This is a genomic window from Kitasatospora sp. NPDC091257, assembly GCF_044757675.1.
GTDB classification, from domain to species: Bacteria; Actinomycetota; Actinomycetes; order Streptomycetales; family Streptomycetaceae; genus Kitasatospora; species Kitasatospora lactacystinica.
In genome coordinates this window covers 1-14621 of sequence record NZ_JBIVVI010000071.1, presented here as the reverse complement: position 1 = coordinate 14621, position 14621 = coordinate 1, and the positions used below count along the sequence as shown (strand labels likewise).

Here is a 14621-nt window from a genome sequence, read left to right as displayed (position 1 = left end):
GACCGGGGACCGGGAAACCGGGGACGGGTCAGTCCTCCTCCTGCACCAGGTGGTCGACGCAGGCCGCGACGGCCAGCAGCAGACCGGCGTCCGCGCCGTCGGCGATCTCCACCCCGTAGGTGTCCCGGATCCGGAACCACTTGCGGCTGATCCGGGCCAGCTCGTCGCCGTGCTGGTTCTCGACCCGGTAGTCCTTGTCGATCAGGTTGCCGTGGATCTTCAGCTCGCCGCCGGAGGCCAGCTCCACCAGGTACTTGTCCCGGAACGGGGTGAACAGCTTCTCCCGGACGGTGGCGACCACCTCGCCGTCGGCGTCCTCGATCCTCATCGCGTCGCGGACGGTGAGCATCTTCTCCCTCACCACCGCGACCACCCGCCCGTGCGCGTCCTTCAGCTCGAAGGTGTCCCGCAGCCGCAGGACCTTGCCGTCCACCAGGAACGCCTTGTGCCCCCGGTCGTCCTCGATCCAGTAGTCCTCGCCGACCGCGAACAGCTTCTCCCTGACCAGATACCGCACCGTGCGACCTCCTCCGTGGTGACGTCGCCCCATTCGACCCCGAGCGCCCGGCCGCGGAGAAGCACCGCCACGGAGCACCGGCCGAAAACCCCGTCGCACGGCGGCCCCCGGTCCCCTTCAATACCGCCATGCACCCCGACCTCACCAACGGCCTCACCAACGACCTCACCAACAGCCTCACCAGCGGCCTCACCACCGCCGAGCTGCGCAGCGAGCGCCTCGACCTGCTGCCGATCGCCCCCGGGCACGCCGAGGAGCTGGCGGCCGCGCTCGCCGACCCGGCCCTGCACGCCTTCACCGGCGGCCGCCCGGCCACCGTCGAGGAGCAGCGCGCCCGCTGCGCCCGGCTCGCCGCCGGCTCCCCCGACCCGGCCGAGGCCTGGGGCAACTGGGTGCTGCGGCTGCGCGCCGACGGCGCCCTCACCGGCTACGTGCAGGCCACCGTCCGCCCCGACGCCTCCGAGGCCGAGGTCGCCTGGGTGGTCGGCACCCCCTGGCAGCGCCGCGGCCTGGCCACCGAGGCCGCCCGCACCCTGCTCGCCCACCTCGCCGACGCCGGCGTCACCACCGCCGCCGCCCACATCCACCCCGACCACCACGCCTCCGCCGCCGTCGCCCGCGCCCTCGGCCTGCGCCCCACCACCCGCACCCAGGACGGCGAGACCCGCTGGCAGTCCGACCTCACCCGGCACGCCCGGAATGCGGGCACCCGGCGTGCGGTTTGATTGACGCATGGCATCTCGTGCACGTGTACGCGCCCCCGAGCTGGTCGGGGCAGGCGGTTGGCTGAACACCGGCGGCAAGGAGCTCGCGCTCGCCGACTTCCGGGGCAAGATCACCATCCTGGACTTCTGGACCTTCTGCTGCATCAACTGTCTGCACGTCCTGGACGAGCTGCGGGAGCTGGAGGAGAAGCACCGCGACACCGTGGTGATCGTCGGGGTGCACTCGCCGAAGTTCGTGCACGAGGCCGACCACCAGGCGGTCGTCGACGCCGTCGCCCGCTACGAGGTGCACCACCCGGTGCTGGACGACCCGGCGCTGGTGACCTGGAAGCAGTACGCCGTCCGGGCCTGGCCGACGCTGGTGGTGATCGACCCGGAGGGCTACGTGGTCGCCCAGCACGCCGGCGAGGGCCACGCCCACGCGCTCGCCCGGCTGGTCGAGGAGCTGGAGGCAGAGCACGCCGCGAAGGGCACGCTGCGCCGCGGCGACGGCCCGTACGTGGCGCCGGAGCCGAGCGCCGGGGACCTCAAGTTCCCCGGCAAGGCGGTCCGGCTGCCGAACGGCCACTTCCTGGTCGCCGACTCCGGCCACCACTCGCTGGTCGAGCTGGCCGAGGACGGCGAGACGGTGGTGCGCCGGATCGGCGACGGGCAGCGCGGCCTGGTGGACGGCGACGGCGCGGACGGCGCCGGCCCGAGGTTCAGCGAGCCGCAGGGCCTCGCACTGCTTCCCGAGGGCCACCCGTACGACTACGACGTGGTCGTGGCCGACACCGTCAACCACTCCCTGCGCGGTGTCCGCCTCGCCGACGGCCGGGTGACCACCCTGGCCGGCACCGGCCGCCAGTGGTGGCAGGGCTCGGCCACCGAGGGCCCGGCCCGCGAGGTGGACCTCTCCTCGCCGTGGGACGTCGCCTGGTTCGACGGCCGGGTGTGGATCGCGATGGCGGGCGTGCACCAGCTGTGGTCGTACGACCCGGCCGCCGGCACCGTCGCGGTCGCGGCCGGCACCACCAACGAGGGCCTGGTGGACGGACCCGCCGCCGAGGCCTGGTTCGCCCAGTCGTCCGGCCTCGCGGTGTCGGCGGACGGCGAGCGGCTCTGGGTCGCCGACTCCGAGACCTCCTCGCTGCGCTGGGTTTCACGTGAAACAAAGGCGGTCCGCACCGCCGTCGGCAGCGGCCTGTTCGACTTCGGCCACCGCGACGGCGCGGCCGGTCAGGCACTGTTCCAGCACCCGCTGGGCGTCACCGTGCTGCCGGACGGCTCGGTGGCCGTCGCCGACACCTACAACCACGCGCTGCGCCGCTACGACCCGGCGAGCGGCGAGGTCAGCACCCTGGCCACCGACCTGCGCGAGCCCTCCGGGGCGGTCCTGGTGGACGGGGACATCGTGGTGGTCGAGTCGGCCCGGCACCGGCTGACCAGGCTGCGGCTGCCGGAGGAGGCGGTGCAGGTCGAGTCGGTGGCGCACCGCACCCGGCGCGCGGCCACCGAGGTCGCCCCGGGCCCCTTCCGGCTGGACGTGGTCTTCGAGGCGCCGAACGGCCAGAAGCTGGACGAGCGCTACGGCCCCTCCACCCGGCTGCTGGTCAGCGCGACCCCGCCCGAGCTGCTGGTCTCCGGCGCGGGCGCGGACACCGACCTCTCCCGTGAACTGGTGCTCTCCGCCGAGGTCACCGAGGGCGTGCTGCACGTCTCGGCGATGGCCGCCTCCTGCGACGACGACCCGGAGATCGAGTACCCGGCCTGCCACGTGCACCAGCAGGACTGGGGCGTGCCGGTGACGCTGGTGGCCGACGGCGCCCGCCGCCTGCCGCTGGTCCTCGCCGGGATGGAGTAACGCCGGACGGCGCGGGACGACGCGCGGCGCCACTGAACGGCGCGGGACGACGCGAAGGGGCCCGGCGGACGACCGCCGGGCCCCCCTCGCCGCCGTTCTCAGCCCTCCAGGAAGGCCTTGAGCGCGCTCGCCAGCAGGTACGGGTCCTCCGCCCCGCACAGCTCGCGCGCCGAGTGCATGGAGAGCGCCGCGATACCGCAGTCCACCGTCCTGATGCCCAGTCGCGCCGCCGTGATCGGGCCGATCGTCGTCCCGCAGGGCATGGCGTTGTTGGAGACGAAGCTCTGCCACGGCACGCCGGCCTTCTCGCAGGCGGCCGCGAACACCGCCCGGCCGACGCCGTCGGTCGCGTAGCGGTTGTTGACGTTGACCTTGAGGATCGGCCCGCCGTTCGGCATCGGGTGGTGGCCCGGCTCGTGCCGCTCGCTGTAGTTCGGGTGGACGGCGTGGCCCATGTCCGAGGAGAGGCAGACGGTGCCGGCGAGCGCCCGGGCCCGGTCCTCGGTGGTGCCGCCGCGCGCGTGGATCGTCCGGTCCATGACGTTGCCGAGCAGGGGGCTCTGCGCGCCGGTGTCGGACTCGCTGCCGGTCTCCTCGTGGTCGAAGGCGGCCAGCACCGGGATGTACGGCAGGTCGGCGGCGCCGTCGGCGGTGGCGACGGCGGCGAGCGCGGCGGTGGCCGCGTGCACCGAGAGCAGGTTGTCCAGGCGCGGGGCGGCCAGCAGCTCGCGGTCGCGGCCCAGGTAGGAGGCGGGCTGGACGTCGTGGGTCATGAGGTCCCAGCCGACCACGTCGGCGGCGGCCAGACCGGCCCGCCCGGCGACGTAGGAGATCAGCGCGCCCTCGTCGACCGGGCCGAGGCCCCAGATCGGGGTGAGGTGGCGCTGCTTGTCGAGCTTCATGCCCTCGTTGACCTGGCGGTCCAGGTGGATGGCGAGCTGCGGGACGCGCAGCAGCGGCTCGTCCAGCTGGACCAGCCGGACGGTGCCGTCCTTGAGCGCGAGCCGGCCGGAGAGGCCGAGGTCGCGGTCCAGCCAGGTGTTCAGCGGGACGCCGCCGTAGATCTCCACCGCGACCTGCCGCCAGCCCTCGGAACCGGTGTCCGGGACGGGCTTGACCCGCAGGTTGGGCGAGTCGGTGTGGGTGCCGACGATCCGGAACGGGGTCTCGGGGCCCGCCCCCTGCGGCAGGTACCAGGCGATCAGCGCGCCCCCGCGGATCAGGTAGCGCCCGCCGGCCGCGTCGTCCCACGCGTCCGTCTCGGCGACCTGCCGGAAGCCCGCCTTCTCCAGCCGCTCCGCGGCGCTCGCCACCGCGTGGTACGGCGAGGGCGAGGTACCGAGGAACGCGATCAGGTCGTCGCTGTGCGTCCGGTCGAAAAATGCCTGGCGGGCGGCGGTCGACATACTGCTCCTGGGTCGAGTGAGGGCCGAAGCCGGATGGGGAGTCGACTTCGCACCTGAGCATATGCCCGTACACGGACACGGCATTCGGAACGCCTCAGCCGCGAACCGGCCCGCGCGGCCGGTGGTTTCCGTCCTCCGGACCGCGGCCGCGGACACACCGAAGGGCCCGGTGGCAGCCGGGCCCTTCGGTGCGAGGGTGTGTCAGGCGGTTCGAATGCCGGGAGGCGTCCCGCACGGCGCGCCCCGGGAAGGGCGGTGGCGGGTGGCCCCGGGACGGGTGACCTAGAAGGCCTCCTCCGCCAGCTCCATGATCTCGTTGTCGATGCCCTCGGCGATCAGTCGCTGCGGGGCGACGGTCGGCAGGACGTTCTTGGCGAAGAAGCGGGCCGCCGCGACCTTGCCCTGGTAGAAGGGGACGTCCTTCTCCGAGGCGCCGGCCTCCAGCTTGGCCAGGGCCACCGCGGCCTGGCGCAGCAGCAGCCAGCCGACCACGACGTCGCCGGAGACCATCAGCAGGCGGGTGGTGTTGAGGCCCACCTTGTACATGTTCTTGACGTCCTGCTCGACCGAGGTCAGGTCGGCGATCAGCTTGCCGACGATGGCCTCCAGGTCGCCCGCGGCCTTGGCGAGCAGGTCGCGCTCGGCGGCCAGGGCGTCGCCGCCCTCGGCGGAGCCGATGAACTTCTGGATCTGCTCGTTCAGCGCGGTGAGCGCCTGGCCGCCGTCCTTGACGATCTTGCGGAAGAAGAAGTCCTGGCCCTGGATCGCCGTGGTGCCCTCGTACAGGGTGTCGATCTTGGCGTCCCGGATGTACTGCTCGATCGGGTACTCCTGGAGGTACCCGGAGCCGCCGAAGGTCTGGAGCGACTGGGCGAGCTGCTCGTAGGACTTCTCCGAGCCGTAGCCCTTGACGATCGGCAGCAGCAGGTCGTTGAGGCGCTCGGCGGCCTCGTCGCGCTCGCCGCGCAGCTTGGCGGCCATCATGTCGTCCTGGGTGGACGCGGTGAACAGGACCAGCGCGCGCATGCCCTCGGCGTAGGCCTTCTGGGTCAGCAGCGAGCGGCGCACGTCCGGGTGGTGGGTGATGGTGACGCGCGGGGCGGTCTTGTCCAGGAACTGCGATATGTCGGCGCCCTGCACGCGCTCCTTGGCGTACTCCAGGGCGTTCAGGTAGCCGGTGGAGAGGGTGGCGATGGCCTTCGTGCCGACCATCATGCGGGCGAACTCGATGATCTTGAACATCTGGCGGATGCCGTCGACCTTCTCGCCGAGCAGCCAGCCCTTGGCCGGGTGCTTGGCACCGAAGGTCATCTCGCAGGTGTTCGAGGCCTTGAGGCCCATCTTGTGCTCGACGTTGGTGGCGTAGGCGCCGTTGCGCTCGCCCAGCTCGCCGGTCTCCCAGTCGAAGTCGAACTTGGGGACGATGAACAGGCCCAGGCCCTTGGTGCCCGGCTTGCCGCCCTCGGGGCGGGCCAGCACCATGTGGATGATGTTCTCGGACATGTCGTGCTCGCCCGAGGTGATGAAGCGCTTCACGCCCTCGATGTGCCAGGAGCCGTCCTCCTGCTGGATCGCCTTGGTGCGGCCGGCGCCCACGTCGGAGCCCGCGTCGGGCTCGGTGAGGACCATGGTGGAGCCCCACAGGCGGTCGGTCATCCGCTTGGCGATCTCAAGCTGCTCCTCGGTGCCCTCCTCGGCGATGACGCCGGCGAAGGCCGGGCCGGAGGAGTACATCCAGATGGCCGGGTTGGAGCCCAGGATCTGCTCGGCGAAGGCCCAGATCAGCGAGTTCGGGGTGACCTGGCCACCGATCGACTCCGGGATGCCCAGACGCCACCACTCGGCGTCCATGAAGGTCTGGTAGCTCTTCTTGAAGGCGGCCGGGACCGGCGCGGTGTTGGTCTCCGGGTCGAACACCGGCGGGTTGCGGTCGGTGTCGGCGAAGGACGCCGCGAGGTCGTTCTCGGCGAGGCGTGCGATCTCGCTGAGGATGTTCTTCGCGGTCTCGACGTCCATGTCCGCGAACGGTCCGGTGCCGTACACCTGCTCGCGGCCGAACACCTCGAAGAGGTTGAACTCCACGTCCCGCAGGTTGGACTTGTAGTGACCCATGGCCGTTATCTCCGGTTCGTCGCTTCCGGGAGACCGCCGCGTTCCGGCGTCCCGTACCCACCAGTAGGCATCATGATGCTACCCAGCGGTAACTTGGGCAAGCCCCCGCCGGTGAATCCGCTATGAACGTGGTCACGTCCCACAGTCGGGGCGACCACTCCTTGTCAGGATCGATGCCAGCACAAGAGGGTGCGCTCCCGCTAGCCTGTCCGTGTGTACGGATATGACCAGAACACATACCCGGGCGACCCCTACCAGCAGCAGGCGGGACCGCAGCAGGGCATGAACGGCATGCCCGGACCCGACGCCTACGGCGGGCAGTCGCAGGCCCCCCAGCAGTCCCTGTACCCCGAACCGTCGCCGCCCTCACTCGCGGACGCCGTGCGGGCCTTCACCACCGGCTCGATGGCGGTCGAGGACTTCCAGGCGATCTTCATCACCTCGAAGGTGCACTGCCCCCGCGGCGACCGCCCCGGCTTCCTGGCGCTGCACAACACCCCGACGCCGGTGATCCCCATGTTCAGCTCGCTGAAGGAGCTGCGCCGCTACGCGGGCAAGGAGTCCAAGCACTTCACCGTGACCGGCGCCGAGGTCCTGGACCTGCTGCCGACCGGCTACGGCTTCGCGCTGGACATGGAGGGCGAGCACCGGATGGTGTTCGACGCCAAGGCCGTCGAGCAGATGGTCGACTTCACGATGCGCCGGATGTACGGCTGACCCATCCTGGAAGAGGAGCCCCCGCTCCTCCGTCTCTACATAGTTCAATTTTCAACTTGCTTGTTGTTGAGAATTGAACTAACCTCGTGCACGTAGGCCAGACACCCCCCGAAGGAGGCCGACATGCCCGCCGTGACCGTCGACAACCCGCTGACCCTCCCGCGCGTCACCACGCCGGACCCCGCCGTCACGAGCGCACGGCCGGTCCTCACCGTGGCGACCGCCCCCGAGGGCTTCGAAGGCGAGGGCTTCCCCGTCCGCCGCGCCTTCGCCAAGATCAACACCAAGTACCTCGACCCGTTCATCATGATGGACCAGATGGGCGAGGTGGACTACGCGGCCGGCGAGCCCAAGGGCACCCCCTGGCACCCGCACCGCGGCTTCGAGACCGTCACCTACATCATCGACGGAACGTTCATCCACCAGGACTCGCACGGCGGCGGCGGCACCATCACCGACGGCGACACCCAGTGGATGACGGCCGGCTCCGGCCTGCTGCACATCGAGAGCCCGCCGGAGTCGCTGGTGATGTCCGGCGGCCTCTTCCACGGCCTCCAGCTGTGGGTGAACCTGCCCGCCTCGGACAAGATGATCGCCCCGAAGTACCAGGACATCCGCGGCGGCAGCGTCAAGCTGCTCAGCACCGAGGACGGCGGCGCGCTGCTCCGGGTCATCGCGGGCGAGCTCGACGGCCACCAGGGCCCCGGCACCACCCACACCCCGATCACCATGATCCACGCGTCGATCAGCCCCGGCGCCCAGATCACCCTGCCCTGGCGCGCCGACTTCAACGCCCTCGCCTACGGCCTCGCGGGCAGCGGCTCGGCCGGCGCCGAGCGGCGCCCGTTCCACATGGGCCAGGCCGTCGTCTTCGGCGACGGCGACTCCATCACCCTGCGCGCCGACGAGAAGCAGGACTCGCGCAACGCCACCTTCGAGGTCGTCCTCCTCGGCGGCCTCCCGATCCGCGAACCCGTCGCCTGGTACGGCCCGTTCGTGATGAACAGCCACCGCGAACTCCAGCAGGCCATGGAGGACTTCCAGGCCGGCCGGCTCGGCACCGTCCCCGCCGACGGCCACTGAGGGCCCCGGAGCCGGAACGGCGGAACGGTCGCAGGTGTCGCCTGCGGCCGTTCCGCCGTTCCGCCGTTCTGTGGTTCTGTGGTTCTGTCGTTCTGTCGTCTCTTGCGCCGCCCGACCCCGACCCCGCGCCCGCGGTCCGGGGCCGGGTCCCGGCTCCGCTACAGCAGCGCGTAGAGGGCCGAGGCGTCGTCGTGCGTCTTGCCGCGCGGCCAGCGCTCGCAGCCGGCGTCCGCCCGCTCCACCGCCCGGACCTGGGCGATCAGCTCGCCCGGCCCCGACTCGGCGAGCAGCCGCAGCACGTCGCCCCAACTGCCCAACCCGAAGCGCTCGGTGTAGCGCGAGGCACCGTCGGTGAGGGCCGCCAGCGCGTGCAGCCGGTCCAGCCGGACGAAGCCGGTCTCGGCGTGCTCGGCCGCCCGGGGGCTCGCGGCGGCGATCCACGGTCCGGCACCCCGGTTGCGGGCGGCGCGTACGGCCATCGCGTACTCCAGGTGCAGCGCGGCCCGCTCGGCCGAGCCGGGGACGGTCTCCCAGACCTGGTGGCGCAGCTCCTCCCCCGCGGGGAAGCGCTGGTTGTCCCCGATCACCTTCGGCGGACCGTCCTTCAACTCCAGCACCAGCAGGGAGTCGCCGAGCACCAGGTACTCCAGCGCCTCGCCGTGCCGCCGGGCCGCGACGACCATCGCGGCGGGGGTGTTGGGGTGGGCGAGGTCGCAGCGGCCGCCGTGCAGCGCGGCCGTCTCCACGATGGCGTCGGCCAGGCACTCGGCGATCGAACGGTCCGCCCGGTCGGTGAGCCGGGCGAGCAGGTGCACGCCCAGCCGGCGCACGTACCAGGCCGTCCCGTGCCGGCACCCGGACTCCAGACCGGCCGGCGAGCTCGCGCCGTCCAGCAGGACCAGCGCCTCCGGCGAGGCCGCCACGAAGTCCTCGCTCTCGCGGTCGGGCCGCCGTGCTTCCCCTGCGAGCTGTAGCTGCATCCCGACAGTGTGGCCGCCGCGCGTGGCCCGCGCCCAGACCCGTGCGCCGGTGTGGCGCGGGCCGGGGCGCGACGCCCGGTGGCAGCCGGGGTGATTCGGCCATACCGTCGGACAGTGACCGGACGATTCGGCCAATCGGAGCGGGCCGGGTTTGGGATCACCTTCGGGTGTCCGGGCCGCCCGCGACTGACGAGGAGCGGAAGATGTTCTGGCAGTTCATCGTGTTGCTGGCCGCCTCGCTCGGCTTCCCGACCGCCGCCCTGCTCTTCCTGATCGGCGGGCCGCGCTTCCCCGACGAGCAGCGCGGCCCCGACACCCGGGGCTCCGGGGCCACCCGGGCGTCCTAGGGTTTCCGGGATCCCCTGCGTCCCGGAAACCCTAGAAGGCCCGGAGGCCCTGCACCCCCGAGCCGCTACGGCTTCCAGGCCGGGTCGCGGCCGAGCAGCGCCAGGGCGCGGGCGAACCGCCCGTCGCCGCCGCCGGGTTCGAGCCCCGGGCCGAAGGCCCGGCCGGGCGCCCGGTGTTCCTCGGTGTTCGGGACGGCCTCGGTCACCGTCAGCAGCGCGGCGGCCAGCGCGTCGTCGCCGTCCACCGCCGCGACCAGTCCGTCCGCGGTGCCGAGCGCGGCGGCGACGTCCCAGCCGTGCACCAGGGTGTCCAGCAGGTGGAAGCCCACCGCCTGGGTGAACGGGAACGGGCCGCCGTCGCGGATCTCGGGCAGCCAGAGCGGCCGGTCCTCGGCGGCCGCCGCTCGGAAGGCCTCGACGAGGTCGGTACCGGTGCGGCGGAAGGCGCCCGCCGGGTCCGCGCCGAGCGGGGCGTCCGCGAACAGCGCGAGGTCGGGCCCGGCACCGCGGGCGGCCGCGGCGAAGCCCTGGTGCTGGCCGACGCAGTGCTCCAGCAGCTTGCGCAGCGTCCACCCGGCGCAGGGGGTGGGCAGGTCGAGTTGGTCCGGCCGTAGGCCGTCCACCACCTGGACGGCCAACTCCATGGCCTGTGCGTGCAGTTCGACGATCCTCATGCGACAGCGACCTCCCGGCCGGCAGAGATGAATCCGATCACCTGATCAACGACGGTCGGCTCCGCGATAATCCGGCGGTGGCCGAGCCCCTGAGTGACCACCAGGTCCAGCCGCTCCCCGTACGCCCCGCGCAGCCGCTGCGCCTCGCTCGGCGGGACGATGCCGTCGCCCTCGTCGTGCACCACCAGCACCGGCCCGGCGACCGCCTCGACCCGGCGCGCCGCGTCGTAGCGTTCCCAGCCCCCGGCGTCCCCGCCGAACAGCTCCCGCTCGATCCGCTCCCGCAGCGCCCGCTCGACCTCGGCGTTCAACCCGAGCCCGGCACAGAACGCGGCCGGGAAGAAGCCGACCCGGGACACCCCGGAGACGGCCGCCAGCCGCCCGGCCCGCAGGCCGTCGGCCAGCGCTCCGAAAGCCGCGCAGACGCCGAGCGAGTGCGCCACCACCGCCTCGAACGGCCCGTACCGCTCCTGGAGTTGCAGCGCGAGCTCGCGGTACTCCAGCACGCTGGTGGTCCGGCCGCCGGAGTCGCCGTGGCCCGGCGCGTCGAAGGCGACGGCGCTCAGCCCGAGCGCCCGCAGCCGGGGCACGTACGGGGCGAACCGGGAGGCCCGGGAGCGCCAGCCGTGCAGCAGCAGGACCGGCCGCTCGCCGCTCCCCCAGCGGTAGCCGACCACCGGTTTGCCGCCCACGGCGAGCCGCTCGGTGACCGCCCGCCCGTGCACCTCCCGCTCCGAGTCGCGCACCCGGCTGCGCCGCACCGGGTGCGTGAACAGTTCGAAGGCGGCCCGCCCGGCCAGGCCGGGAGCGATCCGGGCCGTGGGGTTGAGGGTCGTACGGATCAGTGCCTGAACCGGGTCCATCGGATCTCCCTGCTCTCCGCGCTCCTTGTCACGCCTCGCTCGCGTCGAGATATTAGCACGATCGTTCGTGCAGTTTTCAGAGGCTTTCCGAGGCCCCCGAGGTCCACGCACTACCCTGGGCGGCACGCACGACGAGCAGAACAGGGGCGGACGATGGCCGGACCGACCACCGACGGACGGGTCCTGCGCGGCGAGGAGACCCGCCGGGCGGTGCTGCGCCGCGCCGTCTCCATCGCCTCCGTCGAGGGCCTGGACGCGCTCTCCATCGGCCGCCTCGCCACCGACCTCGGGCTCAGCAAGAGCGGCGTCTTCGCCGGCTTCGGCTCCAAGGAGGAGCTGCAGCTCGCCACCGTCCGGGCCGCCCGCCGGATCTTCGCCGACGCCGTCGTCGCCCCGGTCGCCGACGTCCCGCCCGGCCTCGCCCGGGCCCGCGCCCTCTGCGAGAGCTGGCTCGCCTACTCCCGCGCCCGGGTCTTCCCCGGCGGCTGCTTCTTCTACGAGGTCACCGCCGAGTTCGACGCCCGCCCCGGCCCCGTCCGGGACGCCCTGGCCGGCTGCGCCCGGGAGTGGTCCGACACCGTCGTCGAGGCCCTCGACGCCGCCCGGGCCACCGGTGGCCTGCGCCCCGACACCGACCTCGGGGACCTCGCCTTCGCCCTGATCGCGGTCCTGGAGACGGCCAACTCCCAGGCCGTGCTGCACGACGAGGACGCCCCGTACGAACGGGCCGGCCGCCTGCTGCTGCGCCTGCTGCGCGCCGAGGCCACCGACCCGGCCGACCCGGCGCTCGCCTAACGCCCCGCCAACACCCCTTCGATGAAGGCCGCCTGGGCCAGCAGCCGCTCGTCGCCGCCCGCCGCGCCGACCACCTGGAGCCCCAGCGGCAGCCCCTCCGCGGTCCGCCCGGCCGGCAGGCTCAGCGCGGGCCGCCCGAGGAAGCTCCACGGCAGCGACATCACCGCGTCCCCGGTGCTGTGCAGGCCCTCCGGCGCCCCGCCGGTCGCCGAGGGCGCCAGCCACAGGTCCACCCCGGCCGCCGCACCCGCCGCGGCCACCCGTTCGACCAGCCGCTCCCGGAACCGCAGGGCGGCCTCCCGGTCCTCGGCCGCGACGGCCCGGCCGGCCCGGATGCCCGCCACCGTCTCCGGCCGGTAGAGCCCGCCGAAGCGGGCGAACCAGTCGGCGTGGCCGCGGGCCAGCTCGAAGCGGTTGACCGTCTGCAGCCGCCGGGTGATCCCGGCGAAGTCGGGGAACAGCTCGACCCGGCGCACCGTGAACCCGGCCCGCGCCAACCGCGCCAGCTGCTCCTCGAAGGCCTGCAGCGCGGCCGGTTCGGCGTACTCCAGGTACGTGCCGTCCGGCACCCCGAGCACAGGTCCGGGCGCCTCGCCGCGCTCCGGTCGCCAGTCGTCGCAGAGCAGCGGGGCCACCAGGGCGGCGCCCGCCAGGTCGGCGGTGAAGGTCCCCAGGGTGTCGAAGCTCGGCGCGTTCGGGATCACCCCCGCGATCGGGATCCGCCCGTACGTCGGCCGGAAGCCCACCACCCCGCAGTACGCGGCCGGGCGGATCACCGAGCCGACCGTCTGGGTGCCGATCGCCAGCGGCACCAGCCCGGCCGCGACCGCCGCCGCCGAACCGCTGCTGGAGCCGCCCGGGGTGTGCCCCGGGCGGTGCGGATTGCGGGTCGGACCCGGGGCGCTCGCGGCGAACTCGGCGGTCACCGTCTTGCCCGCGACCAGCGCCCCCGCCGCCCGCAGCCGGTCCACCACCACGGCCTGCGGCCCGGCCAGCACCCCGGGCGGCAGCGCCGAACCGCCGTGCGTGGGCAGCCCGTCCACGCGCACGATGTCCTTGACGCCCACCGCCACCCCGTACAGCGGCGGCCGCCCGTCCCGCTCCGGGTACCGCGCGGCCAGCTCCCGCGCCTGCGCCCGCAGCCGTTCGTGCCGGCCGGGCTCCGGCACGAACGCGTGGATCAGCGGGTCCACCCGCTCGACCAGCGCGCACAACCGGTCGACGTACTCGGAAAGTTCCGGCACACCGGCCCGCAGCCCGGCGGCCTCGTCGGTCAACGGCCGCGGCCGGACGAGGGGTTCCTCCATGCCGAGCACGGTAGCGCCGTTTACGGGTGCTCGGCCGCCAGGTACGGCGCCTCGCGCAGGAAGTACGCCCCACAGGTGTGGCAGCACAGCTCCGGGGTCTTCCCCCAGTCCACCGCCGACCGCACCCGCGCCTGCGGATCGAGCTCGCGGCCGCACATCGCCACGCTCTCCTCACCCCGGACCACGTGCCACAGCCGCACTCCGCCGGCCTCGCCGCCGGCGCCGTACTCGGCTCGCATCTGGTGCATCATGCCCCCCATCGTCCGGCCGCCGCGCGCGCCCGGCAACCGGAGGACGGCAGACCGTCCCCTGGTCGAAATCCGGCCACAGCAGCACGGTAGGGTGCGCGGTCGCGACCAGTGCCAGCGGCTCGGCCATGGCCTCAATTCGCCTGATTTCAGCCAAATTCATCCAAAAATGGGGGCCCTTCACCATGCGCACTTCCCGACTCCTGGCCGCGTCCACGCTGGTGGCACTCTCGCTCGGCGCCACCGTCGGCGCCGCCACCGCCGGTGCCGTGGGCATCACCGCCTCTCCGAGCGCCGGCGCCACGGCCACTCCGTCGGCCTCCGCCCCGCCGAGCGCCGGCGCCACCACCCCCGGCAGCCCGACCCCGACGGCCACCGCCAAGCCGACGAACCTGCCGACCCGGCCGGTGCCGACGCCGACCGTCGACAACCGCTGCCACGGGGGCGTCTACCAGAGCAACCTGCTCAAGGTCACCGGCACCGGCCTGTACGGCACCACCCTGGTCAAGGGCGGCCAAGCCGCCGAGATGACCATGACCTGGGAGAACAAGAGCGGCGTCGACCTCCCCGTCGTCCACAACTCCCTCTACGTGACCGATGAGTTCGGGGACCGTCCGGTCCAGTGGAGCACCGAGTTCTTCGACGTCCAGCTGGACACCGGGTCCGGCTGGAAGCCCGCCAAGCTCGACGACCGCGCCCTCCTGGCGCCCGATTTCAAGCTGGCCAAGGGCGAGAAGATCACCTACAAGGTCCGGATCGCCGCCACCGCCAAGGCCCCGGTCGGTCACTACGGCGCGAACTACGAAGCCGGCTCGGACGCCTTCGACAACGACAAGGTCCCGACTCCGGCCAACAACAAGCCGCAGGCGTGCACCCAGTTCCTCGACGACTACCTGGGCGAGTTCAACGTGGGCGAGGCCGGTGCCACGACGGCCACCAACGCCCCCGCCACCAACGCCCCGGCCGCCACCGCGCTCATACAAACTGTCATACATGCTCACAGC

Annotated in this window: 14 protein-coding genes and 1 pseudogene; 7 read left to right on the top strand and 8 right to left on the bottom strand. The window is 73.0% G+C overall.

Annotation, left to right across the window (positions count from 1 at the left end):
• Positions 1-28 precede the first annotated feature (28 nt).
• Complete coding sequence (locus tag ACIQOV_RS05585; protein WP_401045229.1) at positions 29-517, bottom strand: LURP-one-related/scramblase family protein; 489 nt, start codon at positions 515-517, stop codon at positions 29-31.
• A gap of 128 nt (positions 518-645) precedes the next feature.
• On the opposite strand from ACIQOV_RS05585, the gene ACIQOV_RS05580 reads away from it, so the two are divergent.
• Together ACIQOV_RS05580 and ACIQOV_RS05575 are read left to right on the top strand one after the other, a co-directional pair.
• Positions 646-1242: a GNAT family N-acetyltransferase gene (locus ACIQOV_RS05580; protein ID WP_401045226.1), complete on the top strand. Its 597-nt coding sequence runs from the start codon at positions 646-648 to the stop codon at positions 1240-1242.
• Between the two features lie 7 nt (positions 1243-1249).
• The gene (locus ACIQOV_RS05575; protein WP_401045223.1) at positions 1250-3085 is read left to right on the top strand and encodes an NHL domain-containing thioredoxin family protein; all 1836 of its coding nucleotides are present in this window, start codon (positions 1250-1252) and stop codon (positions 3083-3085) included.
• Positions 3086-3183: 98 nt separating this feature from the next.
• On the opposite strand, the gene ACIQOV_RS05570 is transcribed toward ACIQOV_RS05575, so the two are convergent.
• On the bottom strand, positions 3184-4491 hold the full coding sequence (locus ACIQOV_RS05570) for a M18 family aminopeptidase (RefSeq protein ID WP_380351644.1): 1308 nt from the start codon (positions 4489-4491) through the stop codon (positions 3184-3186).
• Positions 4492-4773: 282 nt separating this feature from the next.
• Complete coding sequence (locus ACIQOV_RS05565; protein ID WP_401045220.1) at positions 4774-6603, bottom strand: acyl-CoA dehydrogenase; 1830 nt, start codon at positions 6601-6603, stop codon at positions 4774-4776.
• Positions 6604-6816: 213 nt separating this feature from the next.
• On the opposite strand from ACIQOV_RS05565, the gene ACIQOV_RS05560 reads away from it, so the two are divergent.
• Together ACIQOV_RS05560 and ACIQOV_RS05555 are read left to right on the top strand one after the other, a co-directional pair.
• The gene (locus ACIQOV_RS05560) at positions 6817-7320 is read left to right on the top strand and encodes an SseB family protein (protein WP_380546231.1); all 504 of its coding nucleotides are present in this window, start codon (positions 6817-6819) and stop codon (positions 7318-7320) included.
• Positions 7321-7443: 123 nt separating this feature from the next.
• Positions 7444-8403, top strand: coding sequence for a pirin family protein (locus tag ACIQOV_RS05555; protein WP_401045217.1), 960 nt, complete (start codon positions 7444-7446; stop codon positions 8401-8403).
• Positions 8404-8561: 158 nt separating this feature from the next.
• Here the strand turns inward: ACIQOV_RS05555 and ACIQOV_RS05550 are convergent, their stop codons facing one another.
• Positions 8562-9383 carry an integrase gene (locus tag ACIQOV_RS05550; protein ID WP_401045214.1) on the bottom strand — a complete coding sequence of 274 codons (822 nt, stop codon included), beginning with the start codon at positions 9381-9383 and terminating at the stop codon, positions 8562-8564.
• A 203-nt stretch (positions 9384-9586) separates the two neighbouring features.
• Here ACIQOV_RS05550 and ACIQOV_RS05545 point away from each other — a divergent pair, with 203 nt between their 5' ends.
• Entirely contained in the window at positions 9587-9730 is a 144-nt protein-coding gene (locus ACIQOV_RS05545) for a hypothetical protein (protein WP_401045212.1), read from the top strand.
• Positions 9731-9795: 65 nt separating this feature from the next.
• Here ACIQOV_RS05545 and ACIQOV_RS05540 read toward each other — a convergent pair whose 3' ends face one another.
• Together ACIQOV_RS05540 and ACIQOV_RS05535 are read right to left on the bottom strand one after the other, a co-directional pair.
• The gene (locus ACIQOV_RS05540; protein ID WP_401045209.1) at positions 9796-10404 is read right to left on the bottom strand and encodes a TIGR03086 family metal-binding protein; all 609 of its coding nucleotides are present in this window, start codon (positions 10402-10404) and stop codon (positions 9796-9798) included.
• Positions 10401-11267, bottom strand: a complete 867-nt coding sequence (locus ACIQOV_RS05535; protein ID WP_401045207.1) for an alpha/beta hydrolase — start codon at positions 11265-11267, stop codon at positions 10401-10403. The genes ACIQOV_RS05540 and ACIQOV_RS05535 overlap by 4 nt, the downstream gene beginning before the upstream one ends.
• A 153-nt stretch (positions 11268-11420) precedes the next feature.
• On the opposite strand from ACIQOV_RS05535, the gene ACIQOV_RS05530 reads away from it, so the two are divergent.
• Positions 11421-12062 (top strand): TetR/AcrR family transcriptional regulator, encoded by a 642-nt coding sequence (locus ACIQOV_RS05530; protein WP_401045205.1) that lies wholly within the window; start codon positions 11421-11423, stop codon positions 12060-12062.
• Here the strand turns inward: ACIQOV_RS05530 and ACIQOV_RS05525 are convergent.
• Together ACIQOV_RS05525 and ACIQOV_RS05520 are read right to left on the bottom strand one after the other, a co-directional pair.
• Positions 12059-13369, bottom strand: a complete 1311-nt coding sequence (locus ACIQOV_RS05525; RefSeq protein ID WP_401045203.1) for an amidase — start codon at positions 13367-13369, stop codon at positions 12059-12061. The two genes, ACIQOV_RS05530 and ACIQOV_RS05525, sit on opposite strands and share 4 nt — an antisense overlap.
• A gap of 20 nt (positions 13370-13389) precedes the next feature.
• Positions 13390-13620 (bottom strand): hypothetical protein, encoded by a 231-nt coding sequence (locus ACIQOV_RS05520; RefSeq protein WP_359898022.1) that lies wholly within the window; start codon positions 13618-13620, stop codon positions 13390-13392.
• A gap of 182 nt (positions 13621-13802) precedes the next feature.
• Between ACIQOV_RS05520 and ACIQOV_RS05515 the strand changes: the two are divergent.
• Positions 13803-14621 (top strand): annotated as a pseudogene (locus tag ACIQOV_RS05515) (hypothetical protein); the annotation flags it as partial.

Excerpts from the sequence above, each read along its gene's own strand:
- ACIQOV_RS05570 (WP_380351644.1), bottom strand. The coding sequence starts at position 4,491 with ATGTCGACCGCCGCCCGCCAGGCATTTTTCGACCGGACGCACAGCGAC.
- ACIQOV_RS05565 (WP_401045220.1), bottom strand. The coding sequence starts at position 6,603 with ATGGGTCACTACAAGTCCAACCTGCGGGACGTGGAGTTCAACCTCTTC.
- ACIQOV_RS05535 (WP_401045207.1), bottom strand. The coding sequence starts at position 11,267 with ATGGACCCGGTTCAGGCACTGATCCGTACGACCCTCAACCCCACGGCC.
- ACIQOV_RS05540 (WP_401045209.1), bottom strand. The coding sequence starts at position 10,404 with ATGAGGATCGTCGAACTGCACGCACAGGCCATGGAGTTGGCCGTCCAG.
- ACIQOV_RS05520 (WP_359898022.1), bottom strand. The coding sequence starts at position 13,620 with ATGATGCACCAGATGCGAGCCGAGTACGGCGCCGGCGGCGAGGCCGGC.
- ACIQOV_RS05555 (WP_401045217.1), top strand. The coding sequence starts at position 7,444 with ATGCCCGCCGTGACCGTCGACAACCCGCTGACCCTCCCGCGCGTCACC.
- ACIQOV_RS05575 (WP_401045223.1), top strand. The coding sequence starts at position 1,250 with ATGGCATCTCGTGCACGTGTACGCGCCCCCGAGCTGGTCGGGGCAGGC.
- ACIQOV_RS05545 (WP_401045212.1), top strand. The coding sequence starts at position 9,587 with ATGTTCTGGCAGTTCATCGTGTTGCTGGCCGCCTCGCTCGGCTTCCCG.
- ACIQOV_RS05580 (WP_401045226.1), top strand. The coding sequence starts at position 646 with ATGCACCCCGACCTCACCAACGGCCTCACCAACGACCTCACCAACAGC.
- ACIQOV_RS05530 (WP_401045205.1), top strand. The coding sequence starts at position 11,421 with ATGGCCGGACCGACCACCGACGGACGGGTCCTGCGCGGCGAGGAGACC.
- ACIQOV_RS05550 (WP_401045214.1), bottom strand. The coding sequence starts at position 9,383 with ATGCAGCTACAGCTCGCAGGGGAAGCACGGCGGCCCGACCGCGAGAGC.
- ACIQOV_RS05525 (WP_401045203.1), bottom strand. The coding sequence starts at position 13,369 with ATGGAGGAACCCCTCGTCCGGCCGCGGCCGTTGACCGACGAGGCCGCC.